Raw genomic sequence first — 20,626 nt, forward strand, 5'->3', positions numbered from 1 at the left:
GTTTAAGAAAGACTGGATTCTATAACAATAGAACTCGCCAAATTCAAAGGGCGAGTTTTCTAGTTTATATATCAATAAAAATGTCAAAAGGAACTGTTATTTCAGAGTGTTTTTAGTAAAGCCCCCGAATCCGAACCCTATTATGCCGGCAACTTTAATTGTTAACCATTTCTTCCCTCATCACCTTATACCAGTTCTCGGTCTCTGCGGGATTTTTGCTGTTCACAAAAATCTGCTCATCTTTAAGTTCAATATACAGAATCGGCGAATGGCCTTTCTGGATGAATAATAAGCTGCTGCCATAGCCAGTCACTTTAAAATGCCCCTGTGAAAGGGTAGGGAGGCCGATTCCATTCTGCTTCCAGGTGACCTCAGGCATTTCCTCCAGTAATTGAACAGACTGAATATCCCGGTAACCCCATTCGTCTCCGTACATTCCGGAAATTTTAAATGAATTCTCTGCTAATGCCATTTCATAGCCTTTATGGCTGGAGACAGTCAGGTAAATGAGGGGGCCCATTGTCACAATAAAAATGATGAGAGCAATAATATAACTTCGTTTTCTTTTGGCAGGCACTTCATATCGCGATAAATAGATGAATCCCCCAAGCAAAACAATTATCATAAAACCGAACTGCACTTCCATTGCGAATCGGAATTCTGTAAATGATAAAGGCAGGAGCACCAGCATCCCGATTGCAGTGCCAATGAGCAGGCTGCCGGTTTTTTGCGGATAGCCGCTGCTGATTAATTGTTCTTTTTCAATCTCCGGCCGCGAGGCGAAACCGGAAATGAGCCAGTAGGCTTTTTTGAATCGTACAGCCCATCCCAGAAGCAGGAATAGCAGAATTACAGAAATTTGTGTAATGATAAGACCAATCATGGCAAAAACCTCCTTGTTATTCTTTACGGATAATGCCGCCGTTTTGTTTCGGTTTTGGTATAATAATAAGACAGATTTTTAGTTCAAATAAGAGGAGGCACGTCCTTGAATAGCAAAAATATCTTATTTTATATATTAGTGGTGCTATTGCTCATTGCCATTGTCAGCATCGTTATGGGATACCATAGCTTCGGATTTGGGATAGGCTTTCTGTTCGCCTTTCTGTCTCTTGCGACAGGCTATTTCTATTCGATGAAAAACCGCGAATACATGCATCAGAATTACCATGCCGATTATGTGGATCGCCTGAAAAACGATAAGAAGATCTAAAGCGGTTCCACTGGCATTCAGCACTCCTCTAATATATGCTTAATTTATAATCAATAGAGGAGGCTGGCCATGAGAAACCAGGAAAAGATGGGATTGCTGCTGGATGTGGAGACCACGGGCCTGGGACCAAATTCCGATGAAATCATCGAATTGGCATTAAAGCTATTTTCATATCGTGCCGACACAGGGGAGATTCTTGATATAAAGGATAAATCCGCATTCCTGAGGGAGCCCATCAGCCAATCTGCCAAAAACAATTACAGCCGTGCATTCAGAGTCCATGGGATTCCTTATGAAGCTGTCAGAGGAAAGAGCTTTGATGATATCAAAATAAAAAAATATTTCTTCCGCGCTGATTCGGTCTTCGCTCATAATGCATCCTTTGACCGCAGCTTTTTGTACCGGATGTATCCGGAGGACATCAATGAATTAAAATGGTATTGCACCATGAGAAGTGTTCCATGGAAAGAATACGGTTTTTCTGACAGCAAACTGCTGACGCTTCTTCAATCCCACCGGATCGCGGAAAGCCAGACACACCGGGCCATGGATGATATTACATACCTCTTGGAATTGCTGAAAAAAACAAATCCGGCCGGTGACTTCTATATGCGTGATGTTCTGGCCAAAGGCCCGATGAGAAAATATCAGCCAGCAGCCCAGGGCAAGCTCGGATAAACATCCACACAGAAAAAGAGTGCACTCAAGCACTCTTTTTCTTATTCGCAGTTGAGCAAAGGCAGTGTGATGTTTACTGTTGTCCCCTTGCCGATTTCGCTATCATACTCAATTGTTCCCTTCATTTCACGAATAATTTTGTTCGTAACCATGCTCCCGAGGCCTGTGCCCTTTGTTTTCGTTGTATAAAAAGGCAAACCGATATTTTCTAATTGCTCGGATGTCATGCCCCGGCCATTATCCGCAATCGATATTTTAACCGTTTTAAGAAAATAATCTGCTGAAATAACAATCGAGATCTTTCCTTTTTCCTGAACCGATTCAATTCCATTCTTGATCACATTCATGATGGCCTGTTTTAGGTGATCTTCATCACCTTTCACATACAAGGGCTCTTTATTCCCGTACTCAATCTCCACATTTGAATAAGAGGCAAGCGGCCTCATGAGCAGGACACAATCCTGAATCACGTCATGCAGGGGGACATTGGCCAGATGGGACTGTTCAGGCTTTGACACTTTAAGATAGTTGGTAATGATGATGTTTGTGCGATCCAGTTCTTCAATTATCAAAGGGGAGAACTTCTTAAAGTTCTCATCTGCCGTATCCTGGCTCAAATATTGAATGAAGCCCCTCACAGTGGATAAGGGATTTCTAATTTCATGGGCAATCGAAGCTGCCAGCTGGCCGACCATTGTCAGCTTATCCATATACACCATTTCACTTATCTGTTTATTGGTTCTGAATAAACTCTCAATTATCAGTATGAGAGCAATAAATGTCAGGTAAAATGCTGCATAGTAGATCAGATAAAAATAGGTGTCCAGAAACATGATTGCTGTCTCAATGATCGCTATATACAGATAAAAATAAAAAAATACAATAAGTGACCCCGTAATCACCCGGTGATTTGAATTAAGAAACACTCTTCTTAATGAAATGGAAACCACAAAAGCTAAAATGGAAACCAAAATTCCAATAAAAGTAAACTGGCCGCCTATTACATAGCGAGTAATGACAGTACTCAGCATCACAATGGATCCCGGCAGCCATCCGGTATACAGCGTCACAATCATGATTGCGACCATTCGCAGGTCAAAATGGGTTTCCCCCAATGTTTCAATGGGGTAAAACATACACAGAAGTGCTCCGAATGATCCAAGCAGTCCATATATCAACCTTTGCTTAAAGGTAAGAGGGGCCTTTGTCTGATATGGGAAAAACAAGTTTCCGTTAAACGCAAATGAGAATAGGATCGTAATATTTACCAGTAAAGGTTTAATCAGTGTAACCAATAGTCTCCTCCGTGAGTTATCTATTTTAAAGACGGCTCCTTATGGGCGCAGGATTTGTTTGACACGGCCAACCTGCCCGTCCACAAGCCTTACTTTAATGCCATGCGGATGGGAAGGGGACTTCGTTAAAATGTCTTTCACGATTCCTTCGGTCAGCGCACCTGTCCGCTGATCTTTTTTTAGAACGATTTTCACTTTTAATCCTGGCGCAATTGCAGCGCGATTCTGGCCATCCATTACACACCAGTCCGTTTCCGCTGATTATTGGTCTTCTTTGTCTGCTGGCTTTTCAATGCTTTCGTGGATTTAACGGGAGCATTATTGAACGTTCCGCCTGTCTGACCCTGTTTTTTATTCATAAGCTGCTGTTTCATTGCTTCTTTAAGACTTATTTTCTTAGGTGTATTATCTTCTATATTAGTCATATTAGAATCTCCTTTATTTACATATCCCTCTATTATAAATCATTAACCTATTAAAGGAAATTTCTCTGAGAATATAATCTTTTCACCTGTAACTTTTCTGAAAAATAAGTCTTTTGGATCACTAAATTCCCTGCCAAATAATACTTTCAACTCATTCCGAAAATACTGAATATTTTATATATTTAGATTGCAGAAATAGATTATAGGGAGTGAGTCCATTGTTAAAAGTCCTATCAACTTCAGCATTATCTCTTGTTCTAGCAGGAAGTGCCGTTTTTGCAGGAGCCGGACCGGCAAATACTCAGGTTAAGCAGGAAAGCAAGTATCAAATCAGTCTTGCGCATCATGTTGGTGCATCGCCGGAACTTGCTGCAAAAGCGAAGGAATTGGGTATGGATCTATCAAAAGTGGATCCTGCTGAGAAAGCGGCCAAGGCAGGTGCAAAGTTTCAGAAGCCTGGCGACAATCACGTTGCATATAAAGAAGCAACAGGGGATATTCCAGTTCTGGTTCTTCTTGCAAAGTATCCGGATGGCGATGAGCCTGTTGGCGATATGCCCGGACAAGTCCCGGCTAAATATTATGAGGATTTAATTTTTGGCACTGAGTATAACCCATACGAACTTGAACAGTTCAAGCAATATGATGGACCAGATGTTCCAAAGGATCGCACGATGCAAAACGCTTATAAGGAATCCAGTTATGGAAAAACGAACCTGATCCGCAAAGAGAACACCGAGTTTGTCTGGGTACAAATGCCAAAAGGTGCATCTTATTACTTAGATCAGGAAGGAAAGTTTGCTGAAAACGGAACATATGTAAATGGAAACGTGAATGGTGATGCCCATACAGGGGAATTTATTCGCGACTTGCTGAAAGCTGCAGACGATCAGGTTGATTTTTCAAAGTATGCCGAAAATGGGGAAGTGCCTAATATTTTCGTCATTCATGAAGGTACAGGAGCTGAATTCAGCCGTGATCCTGCACAGTTCTGGTCTCATAAGTGGAGCCTTTTAAGTGCTCTGTATTACGGAAAATACTATGAAACTGGCAAACCTGCAGATGTTCATGCTGGTATGTCCCAAGGTGCGTGGATTGACCAAACAGTTGCTGAAGATATGACATATGATGGGGTAGTAGTCAACAACTACAATATCCAGCCAGGCATCGGCGGTAATGTTGCCGGATTTGATGCTGCTACAAATACTTACAAAGAAGAAGCCAAAACGGGTCCGTTTCCGGCACAAACAGGGGTTTATGCTCATGAATTTGGACATGCCCTGGGGTTGCCTGACTTCTATGATACGGTCTATAGCTCAGAAGGGGCAGGAAACTACTCGATGATGGCAGGCGGTTCATGGCTGCGCTATCCGGATAAACCTGAATATGGCGGAAATTCACCAGCTCACTTTGATCCATTTTCTAAGATCTTCTTAGGATGGGTAAAGCCTATTGAAGTAAAACCAGAGGATGGCGTGAAGGAAATCACTCTGCCGCCAATCAGCAAAGCGGATGATGACAACGGAATTATCAAAATGGAAGTGCCAGGCTCAAACGGCACTGAATACTTCCTGTTTGAAAACGTTCAGCACGATGGATTTAACAAAGGATTTATCCGCCAGGGGGAAGATGCTAAAGGCTTAGTGGCGTGGCATGTAGATGAGAACATCATTAACCTGTACCAGACAGCCGGCTTCCGTCCAAACAATGTGGAGAACTGGATGAACAAACGCTTCCAGTACAACCAATCTGAAACAGCTAGTGACGGAACAGTGGTAACACACTATGGCTTATCTGTTCTGCAGGCTGATGGCAAGTATGACCTGGAGAAAAATAAAAACCGCGGTGATGCAGGTGACTTCTTCAAGACAGGCAGCAAAATCACCCCTGTTTCAGGAAAGGTCCACACAGGCTCTTACTACTTCTGGAAAGGATACGGCTCTACACCGGCTGACTCCGGAATCCATGTAACAAACATTAAAGAAAATGCCGATGGATCCATCACAGCAAAATTCTTCTATAACACGAACAGCAGCAAAAAATAATAGATTAAAAAATCCGAGCAGGGTGGCCTGCTCGGATTTTTGTTATTAAAGACTATTCTTCTCATAAATTTGCAGGTTCCCATAAATCGCTCCAAGAACAGGAGCATCTAAATTTAGCAGTTCAGCCTTTTCCAGCAAGTATCCGAAGAAATGATCTGCTTCAATAGCCTGCCCTTTTTCCATATCCCGCTGCAGGGAGGATTTCATTTCAAAGCCCATTTCATGTACTTTCTTCACCTGGGCTTCTTCAATCCCATCAGCGAGCGGAGCACCTAAGCCTCTCATAATGGCGGATGCCTCTTTCAAAACCTCTTTAATTGAATTCAATCCGAATGACTGCTCGCGAATCGGCCCGATTGGGGAACGGAACAGGGAGGTGACACCGGAAAGTGTGGAGATAAACAGGTACTTATGCCACATCTCCTGTTCAATATTTTCAGAGAGGCGGAAGTTTGCTTTTGTACCTGAAAAAGTTTCTTGAAGCTTCAGAATTCGCTCTGTTTTTTCACCGGAACGCTCCCCGAAAACCAAGTCATGGACTGGGCTGGTGTGAATCACTTTGCCATTTTCACCAAGAGTGGTTTCAATAAAGCAAAGTCCGCCCAGAACATTTTCTTCTCCAAAAGCAGCTATTAGCTGATCCATATGGGCAATTCCATTTAAGAGTGGAAGAATCAAGGTTTTGCTGCCTGTGTATGGGCGGATATCCCTGATGGCTCCTTCAAGATGATAAGCTTTTGTGGAGAGCAGGATGACATCGAATGCATCAGCACTTTCTCCTGCCTGAATGATTTTCGCCGAAGAGAACTCCATCTTTCCATGGACACTTTCAGCGAGCAGTCCATATTTCTCAAGCTCCTGCTTTCTTTTCTCCCTCACCAAAAACGTAACATCCTCGCCTTTTTCCAGAAGTCTTCCGCCAAAATAACCGCCAATAGCGCCGGCTCCGACAATTAATATTTTCATACTATAGTGCCTCCTTTGGTAAATGGAAAAGTGCACGCATGTACGTGCACTTTTGCAAGATTACTAAGTTAAATAGAAGAAGAATCCTGCTCCTGATAACATAACTGCAGTTAAAATCAATTTGGAAGTAAGAGAGAGAGACTCCTCACCTTTCGCGTTTATTTTCTTCTCTTCCTCCTTTACTGTTTCCCGGTAATTGGGGGAGCAGCAGGCCATTATGCAGATCTCTTCCAGCCGGAAATATCTACTTCAAGCGGCAGGTTATTCGCCCGCGCTTTTTTAGCAGCGGAGAAGAAGAGGACTACAAGAGCAATTGTACCGATCGCGCCGCCAATCCAGGCAGCAGTCCAGGATAATCCGAAGCCGATAGGTGCATTTAAGATATACGTTAAGACCATCAGCAGCATGAATGTTCCAGGTATAAGCGAGATCCAGTAATTTTTCTTCGCGATATACAAGTACATGGCACCGACAAACAGTGCAATCACTGCAGTTGATTGGTTAGCCCAGCTGAAGTATCTCCATAGAATGTTAAAGTCGATTTGCGTAAGTGCCAAGGAAACAGCAAACAATGGAATCGCAATCCATAAACGGCTTGAAATTTTCTTCTGTGCGAAATTGATATAGTCAGCAATGATCATTCGGGCACTTCGGAATGCTGTATCACCAGATGTAATTGGAAGGACCACAACACCAAGAATGGCAAGCGTTCCGCCTATTGCACCAAGCATTAGGGTAGAAGCTTCACTTACCACGGCACCAGGGCCTCCGTTGGCAAGGAAATCACTTAATCCATTGTAGCCATCAAATAAACTCATGGCAGCAGCAGCCCAGATCATCGCAATAACACCTTCTGCAATCATCATGCCATAGAAAATTTTACGTCCCTGGTTCTCGTTCTGAGTTGTACGGGAGATAATCGGTGTCTGTGTCGCATGGAATCCTGAAAGAGCACCGCACGTGATTGTGAAAAACAGCAATGGGAATATCGGTGCGTTAGCCGGGTGGAAATTCTGCAAAGAAATCTCCGGAATTTCAGCACCGGTTGCAACTAAGCCTATCCCCACACCAAGGGCACTGATTAAAAGTAAGGCGCCAAAGTAAGGGTACAGGCGGCCGATGATTTTATCAACTGGCAGTAATGTCGCTAAAATATAATAGATGAAAATTGCAGCAATAATTAGCGTTAATGAGATTTTTTGATCCATCACCACATAAAGAAGGTCAGCAGGAGTAGTAACAAAGACTGTTCCAACTAAAAGAAGCAGAAGAACAGCGAAAGCGTTCACAACATGCTTCATGACTTTGCCGAGGAATTTACTCGCAAGCTCAGGCAAATGGGCGCCTCGGTTGCGGATGGAAATCATTCCTGTTAAATAATCATGAACAGCACCGGCAAAAATACAGCCGACCACGATCCAGATAAAAGCGACAGGTCCGTAAAGCGCTCCCATAATCGGGCCGAAAATCGGACCAGTCCCCGCAATATTCAATAGCTGTATTAAAGAGTTCTTTGGTGTGCTCATAGCGATGTAATCTACACCGTCAGCATGTGTATAGGCAGGCGTCGTACGTTCCTGCTTCACACCGAAGACTTTTTCAACAAACTTGCCGTACGTAAAATAACCTACAATTAAAAGTGCAATACAGGTTAAAAAAGTAATCATATATATCCCCCTTTATGAATGCGTTTACATAAATTATATAAAATAACGAGAAGATTTGAACAATTTGTGTCCAACATGTAATAAATGAAGATTAAAAGGCAATAGAGGAGGATTAAGATGCAGAGAAGGGTACGAATGATTTGAAAATTTCCTTTATTTGCAGTGGCGGACCTGAGGCGATATGTAGTGAGCCTAAAATAAGAACAACTGAAGTCCCGCACATAGGAAAAAGCACCGTTTCCGGTGCTTTTATCACAATTCCAATCGCACCCGCAGTGCTTTTACATAGTTCCTGCTCACAGACAAGAGTTCTTCCCGGCCTTCCATCTCAAGCTGATAGGCACCGTTAAACCAGGGAGTCAGTCTGGTTACATAGTCCAGGTTTACCAAGTAACTTTTATGAATCCTGAAAAAAGAAAATGGCAATAGCCTGCTCTCCAAGTCCTTTAGCGGGATTTTGGTTTCGTGCTCTCCGGTTTTGGTAATGATTCTGGATACTTTTTCGTCCCGGCCGATATAGAGGATATCTTTTGGCTCCAGGTATAAAATTTCCCCATCTTCTTCAACTGCCAGTTTGCCGGCAGGCTTGCCAATGTCATGATCCTTTTTTCGGCTAATCAATTTTTCCACACGCCTGATCGTCTGCTCGAGCTGTTCTTCATCGTAGGGCTTCAGTAAATAATCGGTGGCTTCATAGCGGAAGGCTTCAGCAGCAAACTGCGGGTAGGCTGTTGCAAAGATGATAAGCGGCACCTTTTTCAGTTCGTGCAGAGATTTGGCCGCTTCCATGCCGTTCATTTTGGGCATCTCCACATCCAGGAAAACCACATCCGGCTGAAGCTGTATGGCTTTCATTACCGCTGCTTCACCTGATTCAGCCTCGCCGACAACCTGAATGGCAGGGAATTTCTCCAGTAAATGCTTTAATTCATCTCTGCTGTAGCGTTCGTCATCAGCAATTAAGGCCCGAATCGTTTTGTCCATCAGTTTTTTCCTCCGTTTGTGGAATGGCGAATTGTATGACAGTGCCGACGCCAGGCGTGCTGGCAATTTGAAGGGAAGCCTTTTCACCAAACATCATCGTCAGCCGGCGGTTAATATTATAGAGTGCAAGTCCGGACCCCGATTTTGACGTAAGGGTTTCTTTCCCAATTTGGTCAGCTCGCTCTTTGCTCATACCCTGTCCATTGTCCTCGACTTTAACTATCGTTACTCCATCCCGTTTCATGATTTCGATTTTAATGAGACAGTCCTGTTCTTTGTCTTTAATCCCATGCTTTACGGCGTTTTCCACAATCGGCTGCAGAGTGAGCGGCGGAATTCTCTCCAAAAGGGCCTCTTCCTCAATGTCATATAGGACCTCTAGCCGATCCACAAACCGGGTTTCCTCTATGGACAAATAGGCCTTTACATGTCTGAGCTCCTGTTCAAGGGTCGTACAGCTGACTGTTGTAGCGGTCAGGTTCTGCCGCAGAAAGTGTGAGAGCGATACAAGCAATTTCCGTGCCTGAGCAGGCTCAATCCTCACAAGGGAAATGATCGTATTTAATGAATTAAATAAAAAATGCGGTGATATTTGCGCCTGCAGCGCTTTAATTTCAGCTTCCTTTGCCAGCTGGTAGGCTTTATCAGCCTCAGCGATTTCGAGCTGATTGCTGAGCAGTACACTTAGTCCGGAGATCAGCTCCATCACGAGATTGGTCATTTCTTTTTCCGAAGTGAAGTAAAACTTTAGCGTTCCAATGGTTTCACCCCGCAGCTTTAAAGGAGCGACAATGGCAGCACCAAGTGGACAGTTATCCTGCCGGCAGTGAATGGTCCGGTCATTTGCAGCCATAATTTCACCGTGCTCAATGACATCACGTGTGATCCGGGTCTGAATCGGGCTTCCGGAACGGTGGTGGTCATTTCCAAGGCCGACATGGGCCAGGATTTCAGCGTGATTGGTGATCGCCACTGCTTTCATTTGAAGTTCCTTATGTAAGATCTGGCAGACAGCCAGTGCGGATTTATGATTAATCCCTTCCCGAAGGTGAGCAAGGGTCTGATCTGCAATACGCAGCGTTTTCTGTGCATGAAAAGCACCTGCTTTTTCTTCTTCGTTAATGACATTTTTTATGATCAGGAGGAATAATGCGCTGCCAAGTCCATTTGCTATAATCATGGGAATCCCAATCATTTCAACAAGCGCCACCGCTTTTTCCATGGGCCGTGATATTCCAAGGATAATCAGCATTTGCACGGCTTCTGCCGCAGCACCAATGAAGAAGGCTGATGACAGCTTTACATGTTCGTTCTTTCGGCGGAAAAAGCCGGCAAGCAGCCCGGCTACTATGGATGCAAGGCCGCAGGCAATCCCGGTAAAGCCGCCAAGTGTAAATCGGTGGAATCCTGCGATAATACCCGCACCAATTCCTACTTTAGGGCCGCCAAGCAATCCGGCGAGCACGACCCCAATCACCCTGGAATTGGCAATGGCTTCATCTGAAGCAAGCTCGGATGCCCAGCGGTTAAACTGCAGAGTGTCTGTATTAAAAGCCAGGCCGGAATAGGTTCCAATGATGCCAAAGAATCCGAAAAAAAGAATGGCTTTATACTCCTGCTGCCTTTTTAATCTTTCGCCATAAATCATCTCTCTGAAAAAGCGGAACCTTGTCAGAATCAGTGCAATAGTGACAATGATCCCAAGCCTCTCCAGCATCGTAATCAGCAGTTCCAGCATTAGTAAGCCCCTTTAAGAAAGTCTTTTATCATTATTTTAATAGATTAAAGAGTAAATGAAAAATAGCCTGTTTGAATTTTTCAAAAAAAGCAAAGGCTTTTCAAAGCAGTCTGTCGAAAGTTTATTGAAATTAGTTCCGGAAAAGGAGAGATTATTCATGGGATTCACGCTGAACCAAATCACACCAGCCCGCCTCCTGGAAAACCGCCTGGATATGAACCGTTACCTTCAAGCGGAGTTCAGCCCCCTGATCGGCAGGAAATCGTGGATGCAAAACTGGGAGCAGCTGGCGAAAAAGTTTCAGCTTTTTAAATTTGAAGCCTTGTCAGCAGAGAGGCTCCCTGAGTACAGCTGGAATCCCGAGGAGATCGCAGCCATCGCCGATGAAACGTGTAAGGCAGCTATGAGGCAGCTTCACTTTAAAAGCCTGTCTATAACAATTGTGCCTTCTCTGCCTTTCCCGTGGTTTCAGAATATAGATCAATCCCTGTGGACAAATGGCTACACTATAGGTCCAGATACTATTTTCCTTGCCATTCCGCCGCAGCCGGACCCCGACTTTTTAAAATATATGCTTGCCCATGAGCTCCATCATGCTTGCCCTGAAAATCCGATCTACAATCTTACACTAGAAACCTTTACTCTCGCTGACTGGTATAAAATGGAGGGGTGCGCTGAGTATTTCAGTCTTTCGCTTTATAGGGATAAGCGGTGGTGGAAGGAAAGCTTCACTGAGGAAGCCGAGCATCGCTATTTGGAAATTGCCAGGCAGAATCTGCATACAGAAGACGATGTGTTAAAAAGTAAAATCTGTTTTGGTGATAAGGAAATGGGCATCCCCATATTTTCAGGCTATTCTTTTGCTTTTAAAATGGTAAGGCATTACGCAGAACAGGAAAAAATCACAAGGTATCGGGATTTATTTCATATAGATCCGGTTGAACTGCTTAATCGATATATGATCAAGGAGGACATGTAATTGGAGACAGAAATGCTGAATATATTTGATGAAAATCGGAATCAGATTGGTGTTGCTTCCCGAGAAGAGGTACACATAAAAGGACTCTGGCATGAAACCTTTCACTGCTGGTTCATCGATAGACAAGAAGAAAAGGAATATATTTATTTTCAATACCGCAGCAAGGACAAAAAGGATTACCCGGGATTACTGGACATAACCGCTGCAGGCCATCTTATGAGCCATGAATCAGTCATGGACGGGCTGAGGGAAGTGGAGGAAGAACTGGGGATTCAAGTTGATTTTACGGATTTGGTGCCATTGGGCGTCATCGATTATATGGCAGAGAAAGAAAATTTTATCGACAAAGAACTGGCGAATGTATTTCTATATCCCAGCGGCCATACTCTGGAGGAGTTCAAGCCGCAGCAGGAGGAAGTAACGGGAATCTACCGGATTGATCTGGAAGACTTCCATGAGCTCTGGTTTGAAGGAAGAGATCATATCCAGGCAGAGGGATTTCAGATTGAACGCGATGAAAGAGTCACATCTTCTATAAAAGTGTGCAAAGACGACTTTGTTCCGCATGAGGATTACTATTACAGGCGGGTACTGCATTCGATTCGGGAGATGGAGAGGGAATATGCAGATTAAAACAGAAGAAGATATCGTGAAGCTGGTAAAAGAGGACAAATGGATGATGGATATCCTTTTAGCCGCAAAGTCATTAAACCTCCCTGACTGGTGGGTATGTGCCGGCTTTGTGAGGGCAAAAGTATGGGATACTCTTCATGGATTCAGGAATAGAACCCATTTGCCGGATGTGGATGTCGTCTATTTTAATAAGAATGACCTTAGAGAAGAAACGGAAAAAGTACTCGAGTCCAAGCTTAAATCCCTTCTGCCCCAAGTGCCCTGGTCTGTTAAAAATGAGGCAAGAATGCATCTGCTTAATGACCTACCCCCATATACTTCATCAGTGGATGCGATCTCGAAATTTCCTGAAACAGCTACTGCACTCGGGCTAAAACTTGATGACAAATACAATATCATACTAACGGCTCCTTGGGGGATAGAGGACCTGCTTTCTTTTAAAATAAACCCCACTCCTTTGTTTGCTGAAGATAGAAAGTTATTTGAAGTATACCTGCAGCGAGTTACAAAGAAGAACTGGACATCATTATGGCCAATGATAGAAGAAATTCAATCAAACATTTGATTGAAAGGAAGAAGCCAATGAAAAAGGTGTTTTTATTACTGTTGCTGCTCATACTGCCAGGTTTGCAGACATTGGCAACAAAATGGGTGGAAATAAATCCCGAAGAGGTCGAATCCCGTGCACAAGTCATTGTGCTGGGAACATATAATTTCAATAGTAAACTAAAATCAGGCAAGAGTATATTTTATGGAAGCCAGTTTCATGTTGAAAAGGTTTATAAAGGGGAAGCGGCAGAAAACATTACGGCAGGCATTGACAGAAACGATACTGGATGGGCAGAGGAATTTCAGCAGGAGGGCGGCAAGTTCCTGTTATTTTTGGAAAAAACAAAGGAAGCCCGTTTTCTAGTACCCGTCGCCGGTCCCAATGGAATGGCTGAGGTTCGGGATGGCAGGATTGTATCGGGGCATGAGGATTATTACAGAAGGATAATGGCTGAAAAAGGAAGAATACCAAGCCATGCTAAAGAAAAAGGGGATGGACACCTGATTGAAGTCCTGCTGTTTTCTTCAATAGGGCTGATTACATTACTGTTGATTTTAAGGTTTTTATTTAGAGAAAATGCGAATTCTTATTAAGCGCGTCACATTTAGATTATAATAGAGAAATAACAACTAAAGAAAAGGCAGGATTCTGTATGATTGTAAAAAATGAAGAAGAATTAGCAAAACTGAAGGAAATTGGCAAAATTGTCGCGGAAATTCGCGATGCGATGATTGAAAAAACCAAGCCGGATGTCACAACCAAAGAGCTTGATGATTTAGCCGGAGAGCTGTTTGAAAAGCACGGAGCAATTTCCGGCCCTAAAGGAGAATACGATTTTCCAGGCTTTACATGCATAAGCGTGAACGAAGAGGTAGCCCATGGCATTCCCGGAAGCCGCATAATAAAAGAAGGCGATCTGGTAAACATTGATGTTTCAGGATCAAAAGATGGCTATTTTGCTGATACTGGCCTATCATTTGTCGTTGGAGAAGATGAAAAGCTGCAAAAATTATGTGATGTGGCACAGGAAGCATTCGACGAAGGTCTGAAAAAGTTAAAGCCGGGCGGCAAGCTGAGCCTTGTCGGCAAAACGGTTCATAAAGTGGCAAGAAACAACGGATTCAACGTAATCATGAATCTGACTGGCCACGGTGTCGGCCGCTCCCTTCACGAGAAACCGGACCATATTTTGAACTATTTTGATCCATGGGATAAACAGCTGTTAAAAGAAGGAATGGTAGTAGCCTTCGAACCGTTTATCTCAAGCGGAGATGACGAAGTTAGAGAAATGAGCGACGGGTGGACGTTTGTTACACCAAATAAAAGCCATGTCGCACAATGTGAACATACCGTTGTGGTCACAAAAGAAGGACCAATTATCTTAACGAAATAATCATGAACCAGGAGCATGGGATGCTCCTGGTTTTTTTAGATTTTTTGTTACCCGTGAAAAAAACGCTTGAACTCTCCAGAACATTCAGCTAAAATAATTAAAATTTCAAATTTTAAAGTAATGACAGAAACAAGTAGCTGTTATTCTCCCTGTTTTAGAGAGCTGATGCCCGGTGAAAATCAGCACATAGTTAACAGTGAATTACCTTCTTGAACTTTTCCTGTGAACAAGAGTAGCAGGGAACGGCCCGGACCGTTAATCCGCTGAGTGGAAGAGCAATCTTCAAAAAGGGTGGTACCGCGTTAACCACGTCCCTTTCTTTAGGGGCGTGGTTTTTTATATTTCAATTAGAGAAAGGATGGGGAACATGGAGAATTTTTTTGACAAATTAACACAGGATCAAAAGCTCGAAACAGAGAGGCAGCTTGAGATTTACTCTAATGGCGTCCAGGAGATTCTGCCTGAAGCAGATCTAAAGAATAAAATAGCTAAATCCATTTTTCAAAATCAGCCATTAAAAATTAAGCTTGGATTAGATCCGTCTGCACCGGACGTCCATATCGGCCATACGGTTGTGCTGAACAAATTAAAGCAGTTCCAGGACAACGGCCATATCATCCAGCTGATTATTGGTGATTTTACCGGGAAAATTGGCGACCCGACAGGCAAATCGGCAGCCCGAAATCAGCTCACAGATGAGGCAGTGAAGCATAATGCGAAAACATACTTCGAGCAATTCAGCAAGGTGCTGGACATGGATAAAGTCGATCTTCATTACAATTCAGCATGGCTTTCAGGCCTCCAGCTTGAAGATGTTATCCGCCTGTCCGCGAGCATTACGGTTGCCCGTCTGCTGGAACGAAATGACTTTTCGGAGCGCCTGGCCACAGGGAAGCCGATCTCCCTTCATGAATTTTTCTACCCGCTGATGCAGGGCTACGATTCGGTTGCTCTTGAAAGTGATATCGAGCTTGGCGGCACTGATCAGCACTTCAATGTGTTGATGGGACGCCATCTGCAGGAGCATTTTGAAAAGGAAAAGCAGGTTGTCATCCTTATGCCGCTCCTTGAAGGCCTTGATGGCAAAGAGAAAATGTCTAAATCGAAAAACAATTATATTGGTGTGGATGAAGACCCGAATAATATGTACGGCAAAACGATGTCCATACCGGATGAGCTGAGTGTCAAATACTTCAATCTGGCAACCGATTTGCCGGTAACTGAAAAGCAGCAAATCGCAGAAGGGCTGGAAAACGGAACGCTTCATCCGCGTGACGCCAAAATGCTTTTAGGCCGCACGATTGTCCGCATGTACCATGGGGCAGCTGCAGCCGATAAAGCCGAACAGCATTTTCAAACCATTTTCCAAAAAGGAGCCATGCCGGAAGAGATTCCGGAACTCGAATGGAAGGGAGAGGGTGAAATGTTCATTACGGACCTGATTGCAGGACTTGGCCTTCTTCCATCCAAAACAGAAGCAAGAAAAATGATTGCAGGAGGCGGCATCCGGTTAAACGGAGAAAAAGTCAGCGATGTTAAGCTGCTCGTGAAAATTACAGATGGATTAGTTCTTCAGGCAGGAAAAAGGAAGTTTGTGAAACTGAAGCTTATCTAGGCATATCGCTTTTTTCCTGGCCCCTTCTCAAGCTATGATAGAATAGACGAAATTTTTAAAGAAAAGCAGGTGGACGAAATGAAAGCGATCATTCATAAAGGAAAAGCGGGTCTCGACGGGTTATCATATGGTGAATTGGAAAAACCTGAGCCGGGTGCAGGCGAGGTCAGGGTGAAACTAAAAACGGCAGGATTGAACCACCGTGATTTATTTGTCCCGCATCGCCACAAACCGGAAGATCCGGCACTTGTCATCGGTTCTGATGGAGCCGGAGTCATTGACGCAGTCGGGGAGGGTGTATCAGAAGTGAAGCGAGATGATGAAGTCATCATCAATCCGGGGCTTGGCTGGAAGGAAAAAAGCGAGGCGCCACCTGAGGGCTTTGAAATTGTCGGCTTGCCGTTTCATGGCACCTTCGCGGAATACATCGTGATTCCGGCTGAAAATGCAGCTCCCAAACCCAAATATTTAACCTGGGAGGAAGCGGGCGTTCTTTCCCTTGCAGCACTAACCGCATATAGAGCATTATTCACCAGAGGAAAGCTTAAGAAAGGCATGAAGGTGTTTATTCCCGGAATTGGAGGGGGAGTGGCAACCTTCTTAATGCAGTTCGCTAAAGCAGCAGGGGCAACCGTGTATGTGGCTTCCCGTTCCGAGGAGAAATGTCAGAGAGCTCTGGAGCTTGGTGCAGATATAGCCTTGGACAGCGGCGAAGATTGGAAGGCAGCCCTTGGCGGGGAAAAGGTGGATCTTGTCATTGAATCTGTCGGCCCGGCTACATTTAATAAATCTCTGGAGATCCTTCGCAATGGCGGAACCATCGTAACATTTGGCTCTTCAACAGGAGATGTGCTGGAACTTAATCTTCGCAGTCTCTTTTACGCTCAGCAAAACCTGCTTGGCTCGACAATGGGAAGTGCAGAGGAATACCATGAAATGCTCCAGTTTATTGAAAAACATCAATTAAGACCGGTATTGGATCAGGCATTTCACCTGGAACAATACGGCCATGCTTTTGATAAAATTGCAAACGCGGAGCAATGGGGGAAGATTGCTTTCAGAATCAGCGAATAAAAAAGGGTGAGATGCTGCCTAAAAGCAGTATCTCACCCTTTTTTTATACATGTAAAAATTTCACGCAAACAGGGTCCGGCACTTTCACATCTGCCTGAAGCAATGTTAGCTTCCCTGTTTGTTCATCTCTCGAGTACAAAACAATATTACTGGAGTTTTGGTTTGAGCCAATGATAAATTTTTCGGCAGGATCGAGCTCAAAGTCACGGGGCCAGTTACCTTCTGTTGAGGTATGCTCCACAAATGCAAGCTCTCCATTATCCTGATTGACGGAGAAAACAGCAATGCTGTCATGTCCGCGGTTTCCCGCATAGATGAAGAGGCCGTCAGAAGAGATATGGATGGCGCTTCCCTGATTATTTTCCGTAAAGCCCTCCGGTAGTGTGCTAATAGCCTGCTTTTGAACAAAGCTCCCATCATCGTGATACTGAAGCAAAAGAACCTCAGAGCTAAACTCGGTCATCACATAGGCATACTTTCCATTTGGATGGAACACAAGGTGTCTCGGTCCGCTCCCAGGTTTAACGGACAAGGTGCTAGTTTCCTTTAGAATGCCATTACTTACCTCATACGTAATTACCTGGTCTGTTCCCAGGTCAACTGCAGCCAAGTATTTTTCGTCCGGTGTCATTCCTGCATAATGGGTATGCGGCTTTTCCTGCCTGCTGTCAGGACCTGATCCGCTATGCTCTATAACCGAAACAGCAGGATTTAAAGAGCCATCCTCATTTGTTAAGTAAGACTCGACTGTCCCTTTATGATAGTTTGCACTGAAAACATTGCGGACAGCAGAATCCACACTGACATGGCATGGAGGGGAGCCGGCAGAAACCTGGCTGTTGATCTTCTCAAGTGCACCGGTGCTGCTGTCCAGACGATATGCAGCTACTCCGCCGGATTCGCCTTCCTTGGCTACTGAGTATAAAAAGCGGTTATCCTGGCTGATTGTTAAATAAGTGGGATTATCCAATTTCGCTGCCGTTTTCACATCGGAAATTTTACCGGCATCTGTATCCAGAATAAATGTATATATCCCTTCACTTTCACCCTTTGTATATGTCCCTATGTATCCTCTATATTTGGCCATATGGAGCCTCCTTTTAATTCTTTTTCTCTGAAAATACTCTATCATACATTCCAGTTCAAACAAAAGGAAGAGGAATTTGACAATCAAAAAAGAATAATAAATAAGGTATATAGATGAAAGGATGATCATATTGGAGGCACCCCAATCGATTTTGTCTGTTTGGAAAAAATTTGATCACTTTCCGATGGAGACTTTGACTAAAGCATGGTTTTACGATAAAGCAGGAACGAAAAAGCAGCGGGACGTTTCTTTAATGAAAGAGCACCGTGCTCAATATGGAATTACCGGAAACTGCTTTGACCTCGCAATTTGGCTTCTGCACGAGTTTATGGAGGCTGGAATTCAGGCCTATCCGGTTGGCCACGAATTGCATAATTCCTCAGCCCATGCTGCAGTGGTAGCGGTGGATGAGGAGGGGCACCGTTTTCTATGTGATCTTGGCGACCAATGGCTGCAGCCCATATTAATTGATTCAAAGGCACGGAATTTTACTCCGGAAAAGAGAAGCGGATTTTTCCCGGCAGCAGATGTCCAGGTTTCAACCCAGCACGGACAGCTGGAAATTGCCTATCACCGGCCGAACGGAAAAATATCGCGGCAAAGTTATGATACAAATCCGGTTGAACTGAACTTCTTTCTTGATGCAGCTGAACGTTCCCAAAACTATATTTATCCAAAGGCTTTGCTGGAGCAGCGGATTTCCTATAAAAACGAAACCGCACACTGGGAATTTTACAATTGGAAAAGCTTCCTCAGCACTACAGAAGGCTTGTACCATGATCCCCCTGCGGATACTATTGAAGAATGGACAGACAGGATTCATGAAAAGACAGGGTATGATCGGGAGCTTTTAACAGAATCATTGGGCTTCTACAAGAAGCTGAAAGGTTGAAAAGATGACTGAATTTTATCCATAAACCCTCAGCCTTGCCCAAATCGCCAATATCTTAAGGAGATACTATGTGCATAAAACTCTATCAATATCATATTAGCCCTGAAAACCAGCAGGAACTGATGCAGATTCAGCGGAAAGCCGGTGAAATCTACCGAAAGTATATCGATGTACAGACCAAGATATTAAAAAGCAAGACAGATGAGACAAAGTGGACTGAAATCAGTTTTTTTAAGTCGGAAGATGACTATCTAAACAAGATGCCGCTAATTAACAGCGATCCTGGAATCCTTGAGCTTTACAGAAGATTTGAATCTCTCCTGATCAGTGAGATAAGGGAAGAAGATTATGAGGAATGGTTATTATCTTAAGGAATCATTTCCCAATCTGTTCTTTTGAAGATTTAGTAGGATATAATCGAAGCAAGACATAGGAGAGGGGATATACATACAGATGGAGCCTATACAAAAAGTTGCAGCATATCTTACTCAAAATGCGGAGGTATTATCCGAAGAACTGGTTACAGAAATCATAAAACGATTTGGTTTTGAAATTCCTAAACCGGAAATTGAGGCTGCCGTATTGATGTATGTGAATTTTTTGAAGTTCTTGGGAACCATGATTGCAAGCAGTGATAATATGATTCCTGATGGACTTGTTGAATGGAGCAAAGGAAATGGCGAGCGGGCTGCATCCAAAGGAGGGAAAATTTCTGATATCGTTATCCGTTATCCGGACACCCGCCTAGTTTTTACTGATAGATTAAATAATATTGGCAAAAAGCTTGAATTAACGGCTGATGAAATTATTACTATTGTTAAAAAAGTAAATTTTATGCTGGACATCAGCATTAATGAGACCGTATTTGCCTTTGAACGGCACTCCGAGGAGCAATTAAAAGAGACGCAATCCCAGGTAAATGAGCTGTCTGCAGCCATTGTACCGATTCAGGACAGCATTGCAATACTTCCATTGATCGGAAGCATAGACTATGACAGAGCACAAATCATCATAGAGAAGACAGTCCCGCGGGTAAACCAGCTGGGGATTGAAACCTTAATTATTGATTTTTCCGGAACGGTGCATATAGATGTTGAAATTGCCAATCATATTTTCAATATCCGGAATATACTCCAGCTGGTCGGTGTCAATACCATTGCCACTGGTGTCAGACCGGATTTGGCAAAAAGTGCTGTTGGACTTGGCATCGACTTATCATCCCTTGAGGTATATTCGAACGTTTTGCAGGCGATTAGAAGCATTAAATAACTGTAATGAAAGGAGCTGCTTATTAAGCGGCTTTTTTTTATAAAAATGGTGAAAACTTCTTACTCCGGTACATGTACAGCATCAGCGCCTGACTGCAGGGAGCCTCCACTCGCTGCAATCAAC

The 20,626-nt window shown here is 43.7% G+C and carries 22 protein-coding genes and 1 other annotated feature; of the genes, 13 read left to right on the forward strand and 9 right to left on the reverse strand.

Annotated features, from left to right (window positions below; translation table 11 throughout):
- Positions 1-154: 154 nt before the first annotated feature.
- Positions 155-883, reverse strand: coding sequence for a DUF3784 domain-containing protein (locus AC6CHU_RS06445; RefSeq protein WP_498120807.1), 729 nt, complete (start codon positions 881-883; stop codon positions 155-157).
- Between the two features lie 105 nt (positions 884-988).
- On the opposite strand from AC6CHU_RS06445, the gene AC6CHU_RS06450 reads away from it, so the two are divergent.
- Positions 989-1,213 carry a hypothetical protein gene (locus AC6CHU_RS06450; RefSeq protein WP_498120809.1) on the forward strand — a complete coding sequence of 75 codons (225 nt, stop codon included), beginning with the start codon at positions 989-991 and terminating at the stop codon, positions 1,211-1,213.
- 69 nt (positions 1,214-1,282) lie between these two features.
- Positions 1,283-1,891 (forward strand): exonuclease domain-containing protein, encoded by a 609-nt coding sequence (locus AC6CHU_RS06455; RefSeq protein ID WP_498120811.1) that lies wholly within the window; start codon positions 1,283-1,285, stop codon positions 1,889-1,891.
- Between the two features lie 41 nt (positions 1,892-1,932).
- Here AC6CHU_RS06455 and AC6CHU_RS06460 read toward each other — a convergent pair whose 3' ends face one another.
- Genes AC6CHU_RS06460 through AC6CHU_RS06470 form a run of 3 tightly spaced genes read right to left on the reverse strand, consistent with a single transcriptional unit; the run spans position 1,933 to position 3,611 of the window.
- Positions 1,933-3,186: an ATP-binding protein gene (locus AC6CHU_RS06460; protein WP_498120813.1), complete on the reverse strand. Its 1,254-nt coding sequence runs from the start codon at positions 3,184-3,186 to the stop codon at positions 1,933-1,935.
- A gap of 39 nt (positions 3,187-3,225) precedes the next feature.
- Positions 3,226-3,423 carry a YwbE family protein gene (locus AC6CHU_RS06465; RefSeq protein WP_159862110.1) on the reverse strand — a complete coding sequence of 66 codons (198 nt, stop codon included), beginning with the start codon at positions 3,421-3,423 and terminating at the stop codon, positions 3,226-3,228.
- Entirely contained in the window at positions 3,423-3,611 is a 189-nt protein-coding gene (locus AC6CHU_RS06470; RefSeq protein WP_159862109.1) for a hypothetical protein, read from the reverse strand. The genes AC6CHU_RS06465 and AC6CHU_RS06470 overlap by 1 nt, the downstream gene beginning before the upstream one ends.
- A 209-nt stretch (positions 3,612-3,820) precedes the next feature.
- On the opposite strand from AC6CHU_RS06470, the gene AC6CHU_RS06475 reads away from it, so the two are divergent.
- A complete protein-coding gene (locus AC6CHU_RS06475) occupies positions 3,821-5,656 on the forward strand; it encodes a M6 family metalloprotease domain-containing protein (protein WP_498120816.1) in 1,836 nt (611 codons plus the stop codon).
- Between the two features lie 45 nt (positions 5,657-5,701).
- Here AC6CHU_RS06475 and AC6CHU_RS06480 read toward each other — a convergent pair whose 3' ends face one another.
- The 4 genes from AC6CHU_RS06480 to AC6CHU_RS06495 all read right to left on the reverse strand — a co-directional run bounded on the left by AC6CHU_RS06480 (position 5,702) and on the right by AC6CHU_RS06495 (position 11,011).
- Positions 5,702-6,622 carry a ketopantoate reductase family protein gene (locus AC6CHU_RS06480; protein ID WP_498120818.1) on the reverse strand — a complete coding sequence of 307 codons (921 nt, stop codon included), beginning with the start codon at positions 6,620-6,622 and terminating at the stop codon, positions 5,702-5,704.
- A 215-nt stretch (positions 6,623-6,837) separates the two neighbouring features.
- On the reverse strand, positions 6,838-8,289 hold the full coding sequence (locus tag AC6CHU_RS06485) for a carbon starvation CstA family protein (protein ID WP_251283285.1): 1,452 nt from the start codon (positions 8,287-8,289) through the stop codon (positions 6,838-6,840).
- A 252-nt stretch (positions 8,290-8,541) separates the two neighbouring features.
- Positions 8,542-9,273, reverse strand: coding sequence for a LytR/AlgR family response regulator transcription factor (locus AC6CHU_RS06490; protein ID WP_251283284.1), 732 nt, complete (start codon positions 9,271-9,273; stop codon positions 8,542-8,544).
- Complete coding sequence (locus tag AC6CHU_RS06495) at positions 9,242-11,011, reverse strand: sensor histidine kinase (RefSeq protein WP_251283283.1); 1,770 nt, start codon at positions 11,009-11,011, stop codon at positions 9,242-9,244. The genes AC6CHU_RS06490 and AC6CHU_RS06495 overlap by 32 nt, the downstream gene beginning before the upstream one ends.
- Before the next feature lie 157 nt (positions 11,012-11,168).
- Here AC6CHU_RS06495 and AC6CHU_RS06500 point away from each other — a divergent pair, with 157 nt between their 5' ends.
- The 7 genes from AC6CHU_RS06500 to AC6CHU_RS06530 all read left to right on the forward strand — a co-directional run bounded on the left by AC6CHU_RS06500 (position 11,169) and on the right by AC6CHU_RS06530 (position 17,255).
- The gene (locus AC6CHU_RS06500) at positions 11,169-11,990 is read left to right on the forward strand and encodes a DUF2268 domain-containing putative Zn-dependent protease (RefSeq protein ID WP_251283282.1); all 822 of its coding nucleotides are present in this window, start codon (positions 11,169-11,171) and stop codon (positions 11,988-11,990) included.
- Positions 11,991-12,623 carry an NUDIX hydrolase gene (locus AC6CHU_RS06505; RefSeq protein ID WP_251283281.1) on the forward strand — a complete coding sequence of 211 codons (633 nt, stop codon included), beginning with the start codon at positions 11,991-11,993 and terminating at the stop codon, positions 12,621-12,623. It abuts the gene before it with no gap.
- On the forward strand, positions 12,613-13,188 hold the full coding sequence (locus AC6CHU_RS06510) for a nucleotidyltransferase family protein (RefSeq protein ID WP_251283280.1): 576 nt from the start codon (positions 12,613-12,615) through the stop codon (positions 13,186-13,188). Before AC6CHU_RS06505 ends, AC6CHU_RS06510 begins: the two co-directional genes overlap by 11 nt.
- 17 nt (positions 13,189-13,205) lie before the next feature.
- A complete protein-coding gene (locus tag AC6CHU_RS06515; protein ID WP_251283279.1) occupies positions 13,206-13,766 on the forward strand; it encodes a hypothetical protein in 561 nt (186 codons plus the stop codon).
- Positions 13,767-13,825: 59 nt separating this feature from the next.
- Positions 13,826-14,566 carry a type I methionyl aminopeptidase gene (map, locus tag AC6CHU_RS06520; protein WP_498120823.1) on the forward strand — a complete coding sequence of 247 codons (741 nt, stop codon included), beginning with the start codon at positions 13,826-13,828 and terminating at the stop codon, positions 14,564-14,566.
- 111 nt (positions 14,567-14,677) lie between these two features.
- Positions 14,678-14,885 (forward strand) — a binding site (T-box leader).
- A gap of 48 nt (positions 14,886-14,933) precedes the next feature.
- Positions 14,934-16,181, forward strand: a complete 1,248-nt coding sequence (tyrS, locus tag AC6CHU_RS06525) for a tyrosine--tRNA ligase (protein ID WP_159862098.1) — start codon at positions 14,934-14,936, stop codon at positions 16,179-16,181.
- Between the two features lie 78 nt (positions 16,182-16,259).
- Positions 16,260-17,255 carry a zinc-binding dehydrogenase gene (locus AC6CHU_RS06530; RefSeq protein ID WP_251283278.1) on the forward strand — a complete coding sequence of 332 codons (996 nt, stop codon included), beginning with the start codon at positions 16,260-16,262 and terminating at the stop codon, positions 17,253-17,255.
- 43 nt (positions 17,256-17,298) lie between these two features.
- On the opposite strand, the gene AC6CHU_RS06535 is transcribed toward AC6CHU_RS06530, so the two are convergent.
- Positions 17,299-18,342: a lactonase family protein gene (locus AC6CHU_RS06535; protein ID WP_159862096.1), complete on the reverse strand. Its 1,044-nt coding sequence runs from the start codon at positions 18,340-18,342 to the stop codon at positions 17,299-17,301.
- A gap of 184 nt (positions 18,343-18,526) precedes the next feature.
- On the opposite strand from AC6CHU_RS06535, the gene AC6CHU_RS06540 reads away from it, so the two are divergent.
- The 3 genes from AC6CHU_RS06540 (at position 18,527) to AC6CHU_RS06550 (ending at position 20,503) form a co-directional block, all read left to right on the forward strand.
- The gene (locus tag AC6CHU_RS06540) at positions 18,527-19,234 is read left to right on the forward strand and encodes a hypothetical protein (RefSeq protein WP_251283311.1); all 708 of its coding nucleotides are present in this window, start codon (positions 18,527-18,529) and stop codon (positions 19,232-19,234) included.
- A gap of 68 nt (positions 19,235-19,302) precedes the next feature.
- The gene (locus tag AC6CHU_RS06545; protein WP_159862095.1) at positions 19,303-19,605 is read left to right on the forward strand and encodes a hypothetical protein; all 303 of its coding nucleotides are present in this window, start codon (positions 19,303-19,305) and stop codon (positions 19,603-19,605) included.
- Between the two features lie 82 nt (positions 19,606-19,687).
- A complete protein-coding gene (locus AC6CHU_RS06550) occupies positions 19,688-20,503 on the forward strand; it encodes an STAS domain-containing protein (RefSeq protein WP_159862094.1) in 816 nt (271 codons plus the stop codon).
- The last annotated feature ends 123 nt before the right edge of the window (positions 20,504-20,626 follow it).

Source organism: Cytobacillus sp. GQ23 (assembly GCF_059758675.1).

Coding starts and splice junctions, on each gene's coding strand:
- AC6CHU_RS06515 (WP_251283279.1), top strand. CDS start 13,206: ATGAAAAAGGTGTTTTTATTACTGTTGCTGCTCATACTGCCAGGTTTG.
- AC6CHU_RS06485 (WP_251283285.1), bottom strand. CDS start 8,289: ATGATTACTTTTTTAACCTGTATTGCACTTTTAATTGTAGGTTATTTT.
- AC6CHU_RS06500 (WP_251283282.1), top strand. CDS start 11,169: ATGGGATTCACGCTGAACCAAATCACACCAGCCCGCCTCCTGGAAAAC.
- AC6CHU_RS06465 (WP_159862110.1), bottom strand. CDS start 3,423: ATGGATGGCCAGAATCGCGCTGCAATTGCGCCAGGATTAAAAGTGAAA.
- map (WP_498120823.1), top strand. CDS start 13,826: ATGATTGTAAAAAATGAAGAAGAATTAGCAAAACTGAAGGAAATTGGC.
- AC6CHU_RS06510 (WP_251283280.1), top strand. CDS start 12,613: ATGCAGATTAAAACAGAAGAAGATATCGTGAAGCTGGTAAAAGAGGAC.
- AC6CHU_RS06470 (WP_159862109.1), bottom strand. CDS start 3,611: ATGACTAATATAGAAGATAATACACCTAAGAAAATAAGTCTTAAAGAA.
- AC6CHU_RS06535 (WP_159862096.1), bottom strand. CDS start 18,342: ATGGCCAAATATAGAGGATACATAGGGACATATACAAAGGGTGAAAGT.
- AC6CHU_RS06445 (WP_498120807.1), bottom strand. CDS start 883: ATGATTGGTCTTATCATTACACAAATTTCTGTAATTCTGCTATTCCTG.
- AC6CHU_RS06540 (WP_251283311.1), top strand. CDS start 18,527: ATGGAGACTTTGACTAAAGCATGGTTTTACGATAAAGCAGGAACGAAA.
- AC6CHU_RS06490 (WP_251283284.1), bottom strand. CDS start 9,273: ATGGACAAAACGATTCGGGCCTTAATTGCTGATGACGAACGCTACAGC.
- AC6CHU_RS06545 (WP_159862095.1), top strand. CDS start 19,303: ATGTGCATAAAACTCTATCAATATCATATTAGCCCTGAAAACCAGCAG.
- AC6CHU_RS06495 (WP_251283283.1), bottom strand. CDS start 11,011: ATGCTGGAACTGCTGATTACGATGCTGGAGAGGCTTGGGATCATTGTC.
- AC6CHU_RS06550 (WP_159862094.1), top strand. CDS start 19,688: ATGGAGCCTATACAAAAAGTTGCAGCATATCTTACTCAAAATGCGGAG.
- AC6CHU_RS06480 (WP_498120818.1), bottom strand. CDS start 6,622: ATGAAAATATTAATTGTCGGAGCCGGCGCTATTGGCGGTTATTTTGGC.
- AC6CHU_RS06455 (WP_498120811.1), top strand. CDS start 1,283: ATGAGAAACCAGGAAAAGATGGGATTGCTGCTGGATGTGGAGACCACG.
- tyrS (WP_159862098.1), top strand. CDS start 14,934: ATGGAGAATTTTTTTGACAAATTAACACAGGATCAAAAGCTCGAAACA.
- AC6CHU_RS06530 (WP_251283278.1), top strand. CDS start 16,260: ATGAAAGCGATCATTCATAAAGGAAAAGCGGGTCTCGACGGGTTATCA.